This window comes from Mycobacterium appelbergii (genome assembly GCF_032883035.1).
Classification (GTDB): Bacteria; Actinomycetota; Actinomycetes; order Mycobacteriales; family Mycobacteriaceae; genus Mycobacterium; species Mycobacterium appelbergii.
The window spans coordinates 1-19,431 of record NZ_JAMQTH010000017.1; the positions used below are offsets into that span (position 1 = coordinate 1).

Genomic DNA, 19,431 nt, shown 5'->3' on the forward strand with positions numbered 1-19,431 from the left:
GGTGAGCGGCCTGTTCTGTCCCTCGATGCGCTCGATGTGTCGGGCCGGTCCGCGGAACCGATCGCCGAATCAGAGCTCGTGCGTCCCAACACCGTTGACGACGCCGCATACGTGATCTTCACCTCCGGATCCACCGGCACCCCCAAAGGCGTGGTAGTCAGCCACGCCGGCCTGCTGGGCGTGGCCGCGGCGCAACGCGCACAGTTCGGGCTGAACTCTGACGCCCGGGTGCTGATGGTGGCCGCACCCACCTTCGACGCCTCGATCTTCGAGGCTGTTCTGGCAGTCGGCGCCGCGGCCACGCTCGTCGTGGCGCCGCCGGATTCTTATGCCGGAGAGGCCTTGACGGTCTTGGTCAAGGAGGAACAGGTCGACGCAGCGGTGCTGACACCGACGGTGCTGGCCACGTTGGACCAGGCCGGTCTGGAGGGGCGCCTCGGTACCCTGCTTACCGCAGGTGAGGCCTGCCCGGCCGAATTGGTCGCCACCTGGGCACCCGGACGCGAGAAACAAGACGAGGTACCGGGCCGGGCGATGTTCAACGCCTACGGCCCGACCGAGGCGACCATCTGGTCGACGTGCACAGCGGCGTTGTCGGCAGGGCAGCCGGTGGACATCGGGGCGCCCATCGCCGGGGTAGCGGCACTGGTGCTGGATGGGCGGCTGAATCCCGTGCCGATCGGTGTGGTGGGTGAGCTGTATCTGGCAGGCCCGGCGTTGGCGCGAGGCTATGTGGGCCGCCCCGAGCTCACCGCAGAGCGGTTTGTCGCCAATCCTTTTGGGGGACCCGGAGCACGCATGTACCGGACCGGTGATCTGGTGCGCTGGAGCGCAACGGGATCGCTGGAGTATCTCGGTCGTGCCGATGCTCAGGTGAAACTGCGGGGGCAGCGGCTGGAACTGGGTGAGATCGAGAACACGCTGCTCGCCTGTCCCCAGGTCAGTCGTGCGGCGGCCGCGGTGCATCACCGGGATACCGTCGATCACCTGATCGCCTATGTGGCCCTGGAGAACACCAGCACCGCCGATCACGACGCCGACGTCGTCGACCAGTGGCAACATGTTTACGACGAGCTCTATGACGCCGAACTCGAGGTATCGGAATTCGGCAGTGACTTCCGGGGCTGGAACAGCAGCTACACCGGGGAACCGATTCCGCTGCAGCAGATGCAGGAATGGCGATCAGCCACGGTAGAGCGCATCCTGGCGCTGCAGCCGGCGCGGGTGCTGGAGATCGGTGCCGGCTCGGGGCTGATCCTGTCCCAGGTCGCCCCGCACTGCGAACACTATGTCGGTACCGACATGTCAGCCGTTGCCATGGAGTCGCTCGCACTTTCACTGGAGCGCTTGCAAATTCCGTGGCGTGATCGGGTTCAGCTCCTCGCCCAACCTGCCCACGTCAGCGATGGACTACCGTTGCGATACTTCGACACCGTCATCGTCAACTCGGTCATCCAGTACTTCCCCAATGCGGGATACCTGAGCGAGGTCATCGACAATGCAGTGGAACTTCTCGCGCCCGGTGGGCGGTTGTTCCTCGGCGATGTGCGCAACCACAGTCTGCATGGCGCCTTCCAGACCGGTGTCACGCTCGCGCGTCATACCGGCACCGACCCGGACGAGATCCGTCAGCTCGTGCAGCGCGCAATGCTCGGCGACCCTGAATTGTTGCTGTCCCCGGAGTTCTTCACCACCTGGGCAGCTGAACATCCGTCGGTGGGCGGGGTGGACATCCAGGTCAAACGCGGTGAATCCGATAACGAATTGACCCGCTACCGCTACGACGTGGTCATCCACAAGACGCCCACAGCGGTGTGTTCGCTGGCGGCGGCACCCACCTGGGCCTGGTCCGACTGTGCCGGGCTCAGCGGACTACACGCCGAATTGACCACGCAGCGGCCGGCGTTGGTACGGATCAGTGCAATACCGCGCACCGGCGTGATCACCGACGTGGAATCCGAACAGGCACTGGTTGACGGACTGCTCGTGGCCGAGGCCACCGCTACCTCGCCGACGGCTACCCCCAAACAACTCTGTTCGGTCGGCGAGGCGGCCGGATACCGGGTCGCGGTCACCTGGGGTGCGGTGGTCGGCACGATCGACGCAATTTTCCTGGCGCCCACCGAAGACGGAAACACGATGCTGACGGATCTGTACTTACCATCTGCCGGGAATCGGCAGCGCAACTCCTACGCCAACGATCCCGACGCCAACGGCAAGGTCAATGTCGTGCGGCAGTGGTTGGTCGAACGTCTGCCGGAGTACATGGTGCCGACCCAGATCATGGTACTCGACGAGTTCCCCTTGACTACGTCGGGCAAGATCGACCGTAAGGCGTTGCCCGAACCCGTGTTTACCGCCACGGCTTTCCGGGCCCCGCAGACGCCCGTCGAGAAGACCATCGCGCAGGCGTTCGCCGAGGTACTGGGCCTGGAGCAGGTCGGCCTCGACGACGACTTCTTCGCGCTTGGCGGCGATTCGTTGACCGCCACGCGCGTGACTGCACGGTTGCAGTCCGCGCTTGGCAGAGATGTGCCCGTGCGGTACCTCTTCGACGCGCCGACCACCGGAACCCTCGCCGAGTACCTGGACGTACACCAGGGCGACGCGGTCAGTCCACCGTTGCGTGTGATGGCGCGCCCGGAGCGGATCCCGTTGTCCTATGCCCAGCAGCGGTTGTGGTTCTTCGATCAGTTGCAAGGTCCCTCAGCGGTTTACAACATGGCTGTGGCGTTGCGGCTGACCGGCAAGCTGGACCCTGACGCGCTCGGCCGGGCGCTGGCCGATGTGGTGGGCCGCCATGAGAGCCTGCGCACTCTGTTCACCGTGTCGGCCGGGACGCCGCAGCAGTCCGTGGTGCCGCCCGAACAGGTCACCATGTGCTGGCAAATCGTCGACGCCGTGGGTTGGTCTCGCGACCGGCTCGAGGGGGCCATCGGCGCGGTGGCGCGCCATCCGTTCGATCTGGCCTGTGAAATACCGTTGAGAGCAACGCTTTTCCGGCTCGGCCAGGAGGAGCACGTGCTCGCGGCGGTGGTGCACCATATTGCTGCCGACGGTTGGTCGGTGACCCCGCTGGTGACCGACCTGGGTTGGGCATATGCCAGCCGGTGCGCGGGACAGACGCCGAACTGGACGCCGTTGCCCGTCCAGTACGCCGATTACGCGTTGTGGCAGCGTGAGCATCTCGGCGAGTTGAGCGATGGCGAGAGTCGTATCTGCGGGCAGTTGGCGTACTGGGAGCAGGCTCTGGCCGGCCTGCCCGATCGTCTGCAGCTGCCTACCGATCGGCCTTATCCCGCCGTGGCCGATTACCGTGGGGCGAGCGTCGCGGTGCAGTGGCCTGCCGAGTTGCAGCACCGCGTGGCACTGGTGGCCCGCGAACACAACGCCACCAGCTTCATGGTCGTCCAGGCCGCGCTGGCTCTGCTGCTGTCGAAGCTCGGTGCCACTACCGATGTAGCGGTAGGAATCACGGCTGCCGGGCGAAACGACCCGGCACTCGATGATCTGGTCGGGTTCTTCGTCAACACTCTGGTGCTGCGGGTGGATCTGGCCGGAGATCCCACCATCGCCGAATTGCTGGAGCAGGTACGTCAGCGCGGGCTGGCCGCGTTCGAGCATCAGGATGTGCCGTTCGAGGTACTTGTCGACCGGCTCAAGCCCGCTCGGTCGCTCACCCATCACCCTTTGGTCCAGGTGGTGCTGTCCTGGCAGAACCTCTCGTGGCAACACAACAGCGACGTCGCAGGCGGATTGGCCCTGGGTGATGTGCGGGTCGAACCGTTGCCCACACATACCCACACCGCACGCACGGACCTCACCTTCGCATTGGGCGAGCGCTGGAACGAAACCGGTGAACCCGCCGGGATAGGAGGCACCGTGGAGTTCCGCACCGATGTTTTCGACGCACGCAGCGTTGAGCGGCTGATCGACCGATTACGCCGTGTGCTGGTCGCGATGACCGCCGAAGCGGAGGGCCCTTCATGACCGCTGACCTGAGTCGGCGGTTGTCGTCGATGGACTTCCTGGACGAGGACGAGCACACCGGGCTTTTCGAGTTCGGCAACAGGGCGGTGCTGACCGCGCCCACGATTGCGCTGTCGATCCCGGAGGTATTCGCTGAGCAGGTGCTGCGTTATCCGGACGCGGTAGCGGTCACCTGTGACGGCAACAGCATGTCCTATCGCGAACTCGACGAAGTGTCGAACCGGTTGGCGCACTTGCTGGTCGGTCTCGGTGCGGGAGCCGGTGAGTGCGTAGCGCTGTTGCTCGAACACTCGGTGCAGGCGATTGTGTCGATCCTGGCGGTGCTGAAGTCGGGTGCGGCGTATCTTCCGATCGACCCGGCGCTCCCCGACGCCCGAATGCAGTTCATGATCGAGGATGCCGCTCCCGTGGTGATGGTGTCCACCGCGGAGCTGGCCGTCCGCCTGCACGGGATCGAGCTGCCCATCGTCGACATCGGCGATCTTCGGATCGACAGTTGTCCGGGCACCGCCCTGCCCGCACCGGCGGCCGACGACATCGCCTATGTCATCTACACCTCGGGCACCACCGGTGTCCCGAAGGGAGTGGCCATCACGCACCACAACGTCACCCAGTTGATCAGTTCGGTGGACCCGGCTCTGGTCGGACCAGGGCAGGTGTGGACGCAATGGCATTCGCTGGTATTCGACGTCTCGGTGTGGGACATCTTCGGGGCGCTGTTGCACGGTGGCCGGTTGGTGGTGGTGCCCGAACAGGTGGCGCGTTCGCCACAGGAGTTGCACACATTGTTGGCTGCAGAACATGTCACAGTGCTCAGCCAGACTCCCTCAGCGGCCGGGATGCTGTCGCCAGAGGGTCTTGAGTCGACGACGTTGATCGTCGCCGGCGAGGCTTGCCCGCCTGAGCTGGTGGGTCGGTGGGCGTCCGACAATGTGATGATCAACGCGTACGGTCCGACCGAGACCACGGTCTACGCGACCTTCAGTGCGCCGCTGAACGGCACGGAAACGGCTGCGGCGAGCGCTGTCCCGATTGGTGCCCCGGTGCAAGGGGCCGCATTGTTCGTGCTCGATCAGTGGCTGACCCCGGTACCGGTGGGGGTGATCGGTGAGCTGTATGTGGCCGGCCGCGGGGTCGGTGTGGGTTACGTGCACCGCGCCGGCCTGTCGGCGTCGCGGTTCGTGGCCTGCCCCTTCGATGACGGCGCGTCAGGATCACGCATGTATCGCACCGGAGACCTGGTGCGGTGGGGTACCGACGGCCAACTGCATTACCTCGGCCGTGCCGACGAACAGGTCAAGATTCGGGGCTATCGGATCGAGCTCGGCGAAATCCAATCTGTCCTCGCTGCCCTGGACGGGGTGGCGCAAGCGGCTGTGATCGTGCGTGAGGACCGTTCCGACGACAAGCGCCTCGTCGGCTATGTCACCGAGACCTCCGTTGGTGCAGTCGATCCGGGGAAAATCCGTGATCTCCTGGCCGAGCGGTTACCGGCCTACATGGTTCCTGCTGCGGTGGTGGTGCTGACAGCGTTTCCGCTGACGGTCAACGGAAAGCTCGACAAGAGGGCCCTGCCTGCACCGGAATACGTCGATGTGGACGGCTACCGCACCCCGGCGACCGCGGTCGAGGAGATCGTGGCAGGCGTGTACGCGCAGGTGCTCGGGCTGCAGCGGGTCGGTGCCGACGACTCGTTCTTCGACCTGGGCGGCGACTCGCTGTCGGCGACCAGGGTGGTCAACGCGATCAACGTCGGCCTCGATACCGACCTGGTGGTGCGCGCAGTGTTCGAGTCACCCACGGTGGCTGCGCTCGCGGCACGCGTCGGCACGGGCTCGGGAAACCGTGAGCCGTTGGTCGCGGCTGAGCGCCCCGACGTTCTCCCGTTGTCGTACGCCCAGCAGAGGTTGTGGTTCCTGGACCAGTTGCAGGGCCCCTCGGCGATTTACAACATGGCAGTGGCATTGCGGTTGTCCGGGCGCCTTGACGCAGCTGCCCTCGGCCAGGCATTGGCTGACGTGGTCGGGCGTCAGGAAACTCTACGCACGCTGTTCACTGCGGCCCAGGGGATTCCACAGCAGGTGGTGGTGCCCGCTGAGCGCGCCGACTTCGGCTGGCACGTCGTTGACGGCCGGGGCTGGTCGACCGCGCAGCTGGAGGAGGCTGTCGGCGCCGTACAGCGCCGCCCGTTCGATCTGTCCACTGAGATCCCGCTGCGCGCAACGCTGTTCCGGGTAGGAGTAGACGAACACGTGCTGGTGGTCGTGGTCCACCACATCGCTGCTGACGGCTGGTCGGTGACCCCGCTGGCGGCCGACCTGCAGATGGCCTATGACAGTCGGTGTGCAGGACGGGCGCCGGAATGGGTGCCGCTGCCGGTGCAGTATGTGGATTACACGATGTGGCAGCGCGCCTACCTCGGTGATCTCGACGACCCGGACAGTCGCATCGCTGCGCAGGCGGCCTACTGGCAGGAGGAACTGGCCGGTTTACCTGAGCGGTTGGAGCTGCCGACGGATCGGCCTTATCCGCTGGTGGCCGACTTCTGCGGCGCCAGTGTCGCGGTGGAGTGGCCTGCCGATCTGCAACAACAGGTGTCCCGGGTGGCCCGCGAGCACAATGCCACCGGTTTCATGGTGGTGCAGGCTGCGCTGGCGGTACTGCTGGCGCAGCTGAGTGCCAGTCCTGAAGTGGCGGTCGGCTTCCCGATCGCGGGTCGTGGTGATCCAGCACTCGACGATCTGGTCGGTTTCTTCGTCAACACCCTGGTGTTGCGGGTCGACCTGACCGGTAACCCGACCCTCACCGACGTGCTGGGCCAGGTGCGGCGACGCAGCCTGGCCGCCTATGAGCACCAGGATGTGCCGTTCGAGGTGGTGGTCGATCGGTTGAATCCCACCCGCAGCATGGCCCATCATCCGTTGGTCCAGGTCACCTTGGCCTGGCAGAACTTCGCGGAAGACCGGGCCGACGAAGCCGCGCTGGGTGATGCTCAGGTCACCGCACTGCCTGTCGACACCCGCACCGCCCGCATGGATTTGGTGTTCTCACTCGGCGAACGCTTCGACGATGCCGGCGATTGCGCCGGGATCGGCGGAAAGGTCGAGTTCCGTACCGATGTCTTCGACGCGACCAGCATCGTATCCCTGGTCGGCCGACTGCAACGCGTCCTGACGACGATGACTGCCGACCCGACGCGGACGGTGTCGTCGGTGGACCTGCTCGACCGGGCCGACTACGACCTGCTCGACGAGATCAGTAACCGTGCGGTACTGGATGCCCAGGCACAGCCCGTGACGATTCCGGCGGCCTTCACCCGGCAGGTCGCGCGTACTCCCGACGCCGTGGCGGTGTCTTCGGCAGGCTGCTCACTGACCTACCGCGAACTCGACGCCGCGTCGAACCGGTTGGCCCGCCACCTGATCGGATTGGGCGCCGGACCAGGTACCTGCGTGGCGTTGCTGATGGAGCGCTCCGCCGAGGCCGTTGTGTCGATCCTGGCAGCGGTCAAGACGGGTGCAGCCTATCTGCCGATCGATCCTCTGCATCCCGACGCCCGGATCGAATTCGTGGTGCGAGACGCCGCGCCGGTAGCGGTGGTCACCAGCGCAGCGTCGGTCGAGCGACTGGATGGATCTGATGTGCTGGTCATCGATATCGACGACTCTGGCATCGCCGACGCGTCAGACGCACCGTTACCGGAGCCCAGCCCGGACGACATCGCCTATGTCATCTACACCTCGGGTACCACCGGTGTGCCGAAGGGCGTGGCCGTCAACCACCAGAATGTCACTCAATTGTTCGTGACGGACTTCGGGATCCCGCCCGGTGGTGTGTGGGCATTGTGTCACTCGCTGGCATTCGATGTTTCGGCATGGGAGATCTGGGCTGTGCTGTTGCGCGGCGGCCGACTGGTGGTGGTTTCCGAGGCGGTGGCCGCGTCGCCGCAGGATCTCCATGACCTTGTGGTCGACGAACAGATCAGCGTGCTGACCCAGACGCCGTCAGCCGTCAGCATGCTCTCGCCGGCGGGCTTGGAGTCGGTGACATTGGTGGTGGCAGGTGAAGCATGCCCGACGGAGGTGGTGGATCAGTGGGCGCCGGGTCGGATCATGATCAATGCCTACGGCCCTACCGAGACCAGCATGGGTGTGACGATGAGTGCGCCGTTACAGGCAGGCTCGGGCCTGGTGCCGATAGGTTCGCCCGTGCCGGGTGCGGCACTGTTTGCGTTGGACCGGTGGTTGCATCCGGTGCCCGTGGGTGTGATCGGTGAGGTGTATGTGGCTGGTCGTGGTGTCGGCCTTGGATACCTGGGTCGGTCCGGGCTGACCGGTTCACGCTTCGTGGCATGCCCGTTCGGCGGTACCGGGAACCGGATGTACCGCACAGGGGACCTGGCGCGATGGGGCGCCGATGGGCAGCTGCACTACCTCGGCCGCGCTGACGAGCAGGTGAAGATTCGTGGGTATCGCATCGAATTGGGTGAGATCCACACGATGTTGTGTGGCCTGCCCGGTGTGGATCAGGTCGCGGTGATCGTGCGGGAAGACCGGCCGGGGGATCAGCGTCTCGTCAGCTATGTCACAGAAACAACTTCTGGCGCAGTGGATTCCGTCGCGCTTCGGACAGAGCTGGCGCATCGGTTGCCTGCCTACATGGTCCCTGCTGCGATCATGGTCGTGGAAGCGATGCCGTTGACCGTCAACGGCAAACTCGACAAGGAGTCCCTGCCCGCACCGGAGTACGTCGACGGCGGTCGTTACCGAGCCCCGAACACCGTGGTGGAGGAGATCCTGGCCGGTATCTATGCCCAGGTCCTCGGCCTCGAGCGCGTCGGCATCGACGATTCCTTCTTCGACCGCGGTGGCGATTCACTGTCGGCGATGCGGCTGATCGCTGCGATCAACACCAGCCTGGACACCGACCTGGCGGTGCGCACGTTGTTCGACGCGCCCACGGTGGCGCAGTTGGCACCGCGCGTCGGTGTGGGTTCAGGTGGTCTGCCTGCATTACGGGCACAGCAGCGGCCGGCGCTCGTGCCGCTGTCGTATGCCCAGAACCGGATGTGGTTCCTCAATCGGGTCGAGGGCGAGGTCGCCACCTACAACATGCCCACGGCGTATCGCATCAGCGGGGCGTTGGACGTAGAGGCGTTGCGGGCGGCGCTGGCGGATGTGATCGGTCGTCACGAGAGTCTACGAACGGTGTTCCCGGCGGTCGAGGGAGTGCCTCGACAGGTTGTGCTGCCCGCCGATGACGCCGATTTCGGTTGGCAGATCATCGATGCCGGTGACTGGTCGGTCGAGCGGCTCACTGAGGCGGTCGGGGGCGAGGTTCGCCACCACTTTGATCTGTCCACCGAGATATCCCTGCGTGCCAGATTGTTCCGGATTGCCGAGGACGACCACGTGCTCGTCGCGGTAGTGCACCATATTGCCGCGGACGGGTGGTCGATCGCCCCGCTGGTGCGCGATCTCGGAGTGGCCTATGCCGTGCGCAGCACGGGCCGGGCACCGGATTGGGCGCCATTGCCGGTGCAGTATGTGGACTACACCCTGTGGCAGCGCGAACATCTCGGCGACCTGACCGATCCAGACAGTGCGATTGCCGGGCAAGTGGCGTTCTGGGAGCAGGAATTGGCCGGCCTGCCGGACCGCCTGGAGTTGCCGACGGATCGGCCGTATCCGCCGGTTGCCGACTACCGTGGGGCGACGGTGGCGGTGGATTGGCCGGCCGAGCTGCAGCAACAGGTGGCGCGGGTGGCTCGCGAACACAATGCGACCAGTTTCATGGTGGTCCAGGCGGCGCTGGCGTTCCTGTTCGCCCAATTGAGCGCGAGTGCTGAAGTAGCCGTGGGCTTCCCGATCGCCGGCCGACGCGATCCCGCGCTCGACGAACTGGTCGGCTTCTTCGTCAACACGTTGGTGTTGCGCGTCGATGTTGGCTGCGCTCCCACCGTCGCCGAGTTGCTGGAGCAGGTGCGCAGCCGCAGCCTGGCCGCATACGAGAACCAGGATGTGCCGTTCGAGGTGCTGGTGGAGCGGCTCAACCCGGCTCGGAGTCTGACCCATCATCCTCTCATCCAGGCGATCTGCGCCTGGCAGAACTTCCCCGGACTCGATAATGATCCGGCCACCGCACTCCGACTGGGTGACGTGCACGCCGCGCCGCTGTCCGCGGAAACCGCCTCGGCCCGGATGGATCTGGTGTTCTTCCTGCGAGAACACTGGGATGCCGATGGTGAGCCGGCGGGCATCTGGGGAACGGTGGAGTTCCGCACCGATGTCTTCGACGCAGCGAGTATCGAAAGCCTCGTCGGACGGTTGCAGCGGGTGTTGACTGCGATGACCGTCGATCCGTCGCGGTTGTTGTCCTCGGTCGACGTGCTCGACGTCACCGAGTACGCACAGTTGGACGACATCGGACATCGCGCAGTGCTGACCCGGCCGGTGCCCGAGGCATCGATACCCGAGCTGTTCGCCGCGCAGGTGAATCGGACCGGCGATACGGTGGCGGTCAGATTCGAGGGCCGGTCATGGACGTATCGCGAACTGGATGAAGCCTCGAACCGATTGGCACACCTGCTCATCGAACATGGGGCAGGCCCGGGGCGGTATGTGGCGCTGTTGCTGAATCGCTCGGCGCAGGCCGTGGTGTCGATCCTGGCGGTGCTCAAGGCTGGGGCGGCGTATGTGCCGATCGATCCGGCGCATCCGGACAGCCGCGTCGAATTCATGCTGGCCGATGCCGCGCCGGTGACGGTGCTGACCGTGAGCCGTTCGGCCGATCGGTTGAGCCGATACGGTGTCAACGTTGTCGATGTCGAGGATCCACGTATCGACGGATATCCGAGTACCGGCTTGGCCGGGCCTGCCGCCGACGATGTGGCGCATCTGATCTACACCTCCGGCACCACGGGAACGCCGAAAGGCGTTGCGGTCACGCATCAGAATGTGACGCGGTTGTTCGACGGCCTCGATGTGGGTGTCGAGTTGTGTCCACAGCAGGTGTGGGCAGGCTGTTCGTCGTTGGCATTCGATTATTCCGTCTGGGAGATGTGGGGCGCGCTGCTGCACGGTGGCCGTTTGGTGGTGGTCGGCGAGTCGGTCACGAGGTCGCCACAGGAGTTGCAGGCGTTGCTGATCGAAGAACGGGTGACGGTGCTGAGTCAGACACCGTCAGCGGTGGGGATGTTGTCACCGGCCGGTTTGGAGTCGGCTGCGTTGATGGTGGCCGCAGAGGCGTGTCCGGCGGCCGTGGTGGACCGGTGGGCGCCCGATCGCGTGATGATCAACGGCTATGGACCGACCGAGACCACGGTCTACGCCACCATCAGTGCTCCGCTGGTTCCGGGATCAGGCATGGTCCCGATCGGACTGCCGGTGCCCGGCGCGGCGTTGTTCGTGCTCGATCGGTGGCTGCGTCCGGTGCCGGTCGGCGTGGTGGGCGAGCTGTACGTGGCCGGACGCGGTGTGAGTCTCGGGTATGTAGGCCGAGCCGGGTTGAGTGCAGGACGGTTTGTGGCATGCCCTTTCGAGTCCGGCGCGCGGATGTACCGCACCGGTGACTTGGTGTCGTGGGGCCCCGACGGCCAGTTGCGGTATGCCGGCCGTGCCGACGAACAGGTCAAGATCCGCGGCTACCGCATCGAACTCGGCGAGATCACTGCGGTACTCACCGATCATCCGCGTGTAGCGCAGGCCGTGACGGTGGCCCACACGCTCACCGCGAGGTCAGGTGAACCGACCGACGACAAGCAACTGGTGAGCTATGTCGTACTGGACAACGAGATGATGCTGGTCAGGGAACCCGCCCGGGAAGCCCAGCTCGTCGAACAGTGGCGGGGAGTGTACGGCGACCTCTATTCGGGGGAGTCGTTCAGCACGGGCGACCCGGCCGAACTGGGTGAGGATTTCGGCGGGTGGAACAGCAGCTACACCGGTGATCCGATTCCGTTGCCGCAGATGCAGGAATGGCGTTCGGACACAGTGAACCGCATTGTCGCGCTCAAGCCGCGGCGGGTTCTCGAGATCGGCGTCGGTTCAGGTCTGTTGCTCGCACAGGTGGCACCCGAATGTGACGAATACTGGGGAACCGACTTCTCGGCGCCGACGATTGACTCGCTGCAGACGGCCATGGCCGGGCAGCCATGGGCGGAGCGGGTGCGGTTGCAGGTACAGCCGGCCGATGCGGCCGACGGCTTACCGTCGGGCCATTTCGACATCGTGGTGCTCAACTCGGTCGTCCAGTACTTCCCGAGCGCGGGCTATCTGCTCGACGTTCTTACCGTGGCGATGCGGATGTTGGCACCGGGCGGTGCGTTGTTCATCGGTGATGTGCGCAACCTGTCATTGCTGCGGGCGTTCACCACCGGGGTGGTGTGTGCCGACTGCCGCGGCGATGAAGATGCCGCCGCGGTGGCCGAACGCGTGCAACGCGAGATGCTCACCGAACAGGAACTGCTGTTGGCGCCGGAGTTCTTTGCGGCCCTACCGCAGCAGCTTTCCGACATCGTCGCGGTCGATGTGCAGCTCAAACAGATGCGCGCGGTCAACGAACTGAGCCGCTACCGGTATGAGGTGGTGTTGCGCAAAGGGCCCGCACCGGTGCGTTCGGTCGCGCAGTTGCGCTCCGAACCCTGGCAGCGGTACGGCAGCCTGGCCGCGCTCGCGGACCATCTGCGGTCTGAGCGATTGCCGGAGCTCCGCGTCACCGGGGTGCCGCACGCCGGGATATGGTCGGACGTGGCGATGGCGCAGGCCCTGGCCAACCCTGGAACCCGGTTGACGGTCGACGAATTGCGCTCGGGGACAGACTCGTCCCCTGACACGGTGCTGCCACACCAGTGTCTTGCACTCGGTCAGGAGCTCGGTTATCTCACCGCAGTGACCTGGTCGCCGACGGCCGGTCTGGTCGACATCGCCTACACGCACACGGCAGAGCCGTCCACGTTGTCCGACGTCTACCTGCCGAGCGCACCGATCGGGTCCCTTGCCGGCTATGTCAATGACCCGTCGGCCGTCGAACGTACCGGCGAGTTGCGCAGCTTCGCGGCGCGCAGCTTGCCCGAGTACATGATTCCGGCGGCGATCATGGTGCTCGACGCGTTGCCACTCACCGTCAACGGCAAACTCGATCGTCGCGCCCTCCCCGCGCCGGAGTTCAGCACCGGGGTGGCGTACCGGGCACCGCGCGATGAACGGGAACGGGTGTTGGCCAGGCTGTTCGGCGAGGTTCTCGGAGTCACCCGGGTGGGCATCGATGACGGGTTCTTCGACCTGGGTGGGCATTCGCTCTCCGCCACCAGATTGATCGCGCGCGCCAGGTTGGAGTTAGGCGTCGATGTCCCGATCCGGGCCCTGTTCGACGCGCCTACCGTCGCCACGTTGGCCGAATGGATCAGGCTGCACGCTGCTGATCACATGGGCCAGGCGTTGACTGCACGAGAGCGGCCTGCAGTCGTACCGTTGTCGTACGCCCAGCAGCGGTTGTGGTTCTTGGATCAGCTGCAGGGGCCCTCGCCGGTGTACAACATGCCCGTCGCGTACCGGATCAGCGGTGCGGTGGACAGCGATGCGCTGGGCGCGGCCATCGGTGATGTCGTGCGACGCCATGAAAGCCTCCGTACGGTATTCGCTGCGCCCGACGGCATCCCACAGCAGGTGGTGGTGCCTGCGGACCGGGTAGATTTCGGCTGGCAGGTTGTTGATGCTCGGGCATGGTCGCCAGAGCGTCTGTGGGAGGCCGTCGGCGCAGAGGTAAGTTACAGCTTCGACCTGGCGCAGGAAATACCGTTACGTGCCACGCTTTTGCACATAGGCGAAGACGAGTACGTATTCGTCGTGGTGGTGCACCACATCGCTGCCGATGGTTCGTCCATCAGGCCACTGGTGGCTGACCTCGGTGTGGCGTACTCGAGCCGTTGTATCGGATCCGCGCCAAACTGGGCTCCGTTGCCGGTGCAGTATGTGGATTACGCACTGTGGCAGCGGGAATACCTGGGCGAGCTGTCCGACGCCGACAGTGTGATTTCAGGTCAACTGGCGTATTGGGAACAGGCATTGTCAGGGTTGCCCGAGCGGTTGGAGTTGCCGACCGATCGGCCGTATCCGGCGGTGGCTGATTACCGCGGGGCCAGTGTGACGGTCGAGTGGCCCGCACAGCTACAGCAGCAGATCGCACAGCTGGCCCGCCGGCACGATACGACGAGTTTCATGGTGATGCAGGCTGCCCTGGCGGTGCTGTTTGCGAAGTTGAGCGCCGGCAGCGATGTGGCGGTGGGCTTCCCGATCGCCGGCCGCCGTGACCCGGCGCTGGACGATCTCGTGGGTTTCTTTGTCAACACCCTGGTGTTGCGGGTTGATGTGGCCGGTGATCCGACAGTGGCTGAATTGTTGGCCCAGGTGCGCACGCGGAGCCTGGCGGCCTACGAGCATCAGGATGTGCCCTTTGAGGTCTTGGTGGATCGAATCAACCCGAGTCGGAGCCTTACGCATCATCCGCTGATCCAGGTGATGTTCGCCTGGCAGAACTTCGCGGTGAAAGACCGCGGTGAGTCCGCCGCGGAGTCTGTGCTGAGTGACGTGACCCTGAGCCCGCTGTCCTCGGACACTCATTCGGCCCGGATGGACTTGGCCTTCTCGCTTGAGGAGCGCTTCACCTCCTCTGGTGAGCCCGCAGGCATCGGCGGGATGGTCGAGTTCCGTACCGATGTGTTCGACCGTGAGCGCATCCAGTCGCTGGTCGATCGTCTGCAGCGGGTTGTCATGGCACTGATTGCCGACCCGGGCCGGGCGGTGTCCTCGGTGGATGTCCTCGATACCGATGAGCGCGTCGTCCTCGATGGGTTGGGCAACGTGGCGATGCTCACGGAGACGGTTGACCCCGCATCGGTCCCTGAGTTGTTCGTACAGCAGGTGCTGCGTACACCATCGGCGGTGGCGGTGCGCTTCGAAGGTTCTTCGATGTCCTACCGAGAGCTGGACGAGGCCTCGAATGAGTTGACGCACTTGCTGATCAGCCGCGGCGCCAGTCCTGGCCGATGTGTGGCACTGTTGTTCAACCGCTGCACCGAGGCCATCGTATCGATGCTGGCAGTGCTCAAGACGGGTGCGGCATATCTCGCGATCGATCCCGTCGTGCCAGACTCACGGGTCGATTTCATGATGACCGATGCGACGCCCATGGTCGCGATCACCACCGGGGATCTGGCGTACCGGTTTTCCGGTTACGGTGTGCCGGTCATCAATGTCGGCGAGCCTCGCCCTGACCGGTACCCGGTCACAGGCGTCCCGGTACCGATGGTTGACGACATCGCGTACCTGATCTACACCTCGGGCACCACCGGCAAGCCGAAGGGGGTGGCCGTCACGCACCGCAACCTGACTCACCTGGCGGCGTCTATGCCCGCCGGGCTACCGACGAATCAGGTGTGGTCACAGTGCCATTCGTACGCATTCGACTTCTCGGTGTGGGAGATCTGGGCCGCACTGTTGACCGGAGGCCGGCTCGTCGTGGTGCCCGAAGAGACGGCCGCCTCACCGCAGGACTTCCATGATCTGCTGATTGCGGAACAGGTCACCGTTCTGACACAGACCCCGTCGGCGGTGGCGGCGCTGTCGCCGGAGGGTTTGGGATCCACTGCGCTACTGCTCGGCGGCGAGAGTTGCCCGGCCGACGTGGTGGACCGGTGGGCGCAGGGGCGCGTGGTGATCAATGCGTACGGGCCGACCGAGGTGACGGTGTATGCCTCGATGAGTGCACCGCTGCAGAAATCTCGCGACGCGGCGCCGAGCGTTGTTCCGGTCGGTGCGCCGGTTCCGACCGCAGCGGTGTTCGTGTTGGATCAATGGTTGCGCCCGGTGCCGGCAGGCGTGGTCGGCGAACTCTATGTGGCCGGGCGGGGCGTCGCGTGCGGGTACCTGGGCCGCCCGGGTCTGACCGGCTCCCGTTTCGTGGCATGCCCCTTCGTCGACTCAGGAACCCGCATGTACCGCACCGGGGACCTGGTGCGGTGGGGATCCGATGGTCAGCTGCAATACCTGGGCCGGGCCGATGAGCAGGTCAAGATTCGCGGATATCGCATCGAGTTGGGCGAAATCCGAACGGCCCTGGCTGATATCGACGGAGTGGCCCAAGCAGCAGTGATTGCGCGGGAGGACCGCCCCGGTGACAAGCGTCTGGTTGGTTACCTCTCCGAAACCCACTCTGGGACCATCGATCCAGATCAGGTACGAACAGCGCTCGCTGAGCGCCTCCCGGCCTACATGGTTCCGGCCGCGGTGATCGTTGTGGACTCGTTGCCGCTGACGGTCAGTGGAAAACTCGATACGCGAGCGTTGCCTGCACCGGGCTACGCCGTGGGCACGTATCGAGCCCCGACAACGGTCACCGAGGAGGTCCTCGCCGGCATTTATGCCGATGTGCTCGGTCTCGAACGTGTCGGTGTCGATGACTCGTTCTTCGACCTCGGCGGTGATTCGTTGTCAGCGATGCGAGCCGTCGCGGCGATCAACAAGTCCCTGGACACTCACCTGGCAGTGCGGGTGATGTTCGACGCACCGTCGGTGAAAGGCCTGGCCGTCCAGGTAGGCAGCGCGGACAGTGAGCGGGAAGTGGTGTCCGTCGACGTGCTCAAGCGGGGTTCCGGAGTGCCATTGTGTTGTGTCCATGACGGTTTCGGACTGAGCTGGTCGTACCGGGCACTGGGCGACTACGTGGATGGGCCGATCACCGGGCTCAACCAGGTACCGCAAGGCGACGAAGTCGAGCCGGAATCGATTCGCAGCATGGCGATGAGCTACGCGGACCGGCTGCAAGCTCTCTACCCCGACGGTCCCTACCAGCTTCTCGGCTGGTCTTTCGGCGGGGTTGTCGCTCACGAACTGGCCATTGAACTGCAGCGCCGCGGTTGCGAGGTGCAACGGCTCATTCTCATGGACGCTGCCTTGAACCTGAACAAGGTCAGGGGCACCCGGTCGATGTCATACCGGACCGTCGCCAAGAATCATGCGTTGGCCGAAGGCCTGGTGTTGGAGTACCTCCTGAGTGCCAACCACATTGACGTTCCGGCCCATCGGCGGCCGCTGAGCTATCGACGCGCGGAGAAGATCGTTCAGCAGGGAGTGGCGCCGGGTTTCGCACCACCACCCAAAGCGCTCGTCGAGTTCATGGTCAAAAGCCTCACGGCGAACCAGCTGCGGCTGCTGGAACACGAGCCCGCGGTGTTCAACGGCGATGTCGTCATCTTCTCTGCGGCGCGCCACGGCAAAAGGGAAAACAGCGGCGCGTCGATCTGGTCCCGATGGCGGGCCTGGCGAAACCGCAGGGCCATCCGATCCCATCTGCAAAGCTGGCGGCCCTTTGTCACGGGTGACATCGCCGCGCATTCGGTTGACTGCACACACTATGAGATGTTCACCAGCGAGGCCGTAGGCGAATACGGTGAGTGGCTCAAACGTGCGCTGGGCCGGCACCCCTAGACTGTGCGGGTCAATCTGTCGGCAAGCAGGGCGGCAAACTTCGCCGGATCGTCGAGTTCGCCTCCTTCGGCGAGAAGTGCAGTGCCATAAAGCAATTCCGCGGTTTCGTGGAGATCGCCGGCCTCCGGTGATTCGCCGCGGTCCTGTTGGGCTTTCTGCAGCGCGGTGATGAGCGGATGATTCGCGTTGATCTCGAGGATCCGCTTGCCGGCCGGAACCGATTGGCCGGACGCGCGGTACATCCGCGCGAGGGCCGGGGTGATGCCGAAGGTGGGCGTTATCAGGCAGGCAGGCGACTCGGTCAGGCGTGTGGACAACCGCACCTCCGAGACGTGGTCGCTCAGCGACTCCTTCAACCAGGCAAGCAGATCCGAGAATTCGCGCTCCTGCTCCTCGCGTTGCGCCTCGTGGGTGGCCTTGTCCTCCTCGGAGTCGAGATCCACCTCGCCCTGGGCCACGGACTGCAGTGCCATGCCGTCGAACTCACGTACCGAACCCACCCAGATCTCGTCGACCGGGTCGGTCAGCAACAGCACCTCGAAGCCCCTGGCTTTGAACGCTTCCAGATGTGGTGATTTCAGCAGCTGCTCACGCGATGGTCCGGTGGCGTAGAAGATCTGACTCTGCCCGTCCTTCATCCGAGTGACGTAGTCGGCCAGAGTGGTGAGCTCGTCGTCGCTGTGTGTCGAGGAGAACGATGACAGGGCAAGCAGCGTGGCCTGATTGTCCTGGTCCTGCATGAGGCCCTCTTTGAGTACCGCGCCGAACTGGGTCCAGAAGGTGCGGTAGTCGTCGGGCCGGTCGTTCTGCAGCTCGCCGACGGTCGCGAGAACCTTCTTGGTCAGCCGACGACGGATCACGGTGATGTGGCGATCCTGCTGCAGGATTTCGCGGGAGACGTTGAGCGACATGTCCTGTGCGTCGACGACACCTTTGACGAAGCGGAGGTATCGCGGGATGAGTTCCTCGCAGTCACCCATGATGAACACGCGCTTGACGTAGAGCTGCACCCCGACTTTGGCCTCCCGGGTGAACAGGTCGAACGGCGCATGCGACGGGATGAACAATAACGCCTGATACTCGATGGTGCCCTCGCCCTTCATGGTGATGACCTCGAGCGGGTCGTCCCAGGCGTGCGCGATGTGCTTGTAGAACTCTTGATACTCCTCGTCGGAGACATCGTCTTTGGACCTCGCCCACAGCGCCTTGCCGGAGTTCAGCGTCTGCGTCTCGATGGACACCTTCGCCTCGCCGCCCTCCTCGGCTGCGGGCGTGCGGCGCTCGACCTGCATCCTGATCGGCCACGCGATGAAATCGGAGTACTTCTTGACGAGCTCCCTGATCTTTCCCTCAGCGGTGTAGTCGGGCAGCTGATCCTCGACGTCCTCGGGTTTGAGGCGCAGGATCACCGAGGTGCCCTGCGGGGCGTCGTCGACCGATTCGATGGTGTAGGTGCCGTCGCCGCTGGACACCCAGCGGGTGCCGGTGCTTTCACCGGCCTTGCGCGTGAGCAACTCGACCTCATCGGCCACCATGAACGTCGAGTAGAAACCGACCCCGAACTGGCCGATCAGCTCTTCGGAATCGGCTGCCTTCTTGGCCTCTCGCAACTGCTGGCGAAGCTGGGCCGTACCGGACTTCGCGAGCGTGCCGATCAGGTCCACGACTTCGTCGTGGGTCATCCCGATCCCGTTGTCCCGGACGGTCAGGGTTCGTGGATCGTGTCCCACCTCGATCTCGATGTGGAGGTCCGATGCGTCGACGCTCAGGTCTTTGTTCCGCAACGTCTCCAGGCGCAGCTTGTCGAGCGCGTCCGACGCGTTCGAGATCAACTCCCGGAGAAAGGAGTCCTTGTGCGAGTAGACCGAATGCACCAGCAGCTCCAGCAGCTGGCGGGCCTCCGCTTGAAATTCCAACCGTTCGACACGTGCAGACATGTGATCCCGTCCGACAGAAC

At 64.8% G+C, this 19,431-nt stretch carries 3 protein-coding genes; 2 read left to right on the plus strand and 1 reads right to left on the minus strand.

From position 1 onward, the window contains the following. Together M1247_RS30585 and M1247_RS30590 are read left to right on the plus strand one after the other, a co-directional pair. Positions 1-3,990, plus strand: a 3,990-nt coding sequence (locus M1247_RS30585) for a condensation domain-containing protein (protein ID WP_317160181.1), incomplete at its 5' end; no start/stop codon positions are given. A gap of 20 nt (positions 3,991-4,010) precedes the next feature. Beyond that, positions 4,011-17,474 (plus strand): non-ribosomal peptide synthetase, encoded by a 13,464-nt coding sequence (locus tag M1247_RS30590; RefSeq protein ID WP_458695270.1) that lies wholly within the window; start codon positions 4,011-4,013, stop codon positions 17,472-17,474. Here the strand turns inward: M1247_RS30590 and htpG are convergent. Then, positions 17,471-19,411 carry a molecular chaperone HtpG gene (gene htpG, locus M1247_RS30595; protein ID WP_317160183.1) on the minus strand — a complete coding sequence of 647 codons (1,941 nt, stop codon included), beginning with the start codon at positions 19,409-19,411 and terminating at the stop codon, positions 17,471-17,473. The two genes, M1247_RS30590 and htpG, sit on opposite strands and share 4 nt — an antisense overlap. Between the last annotated feature and the right edge of the window lie 20 nt (positions 19,412-19,431).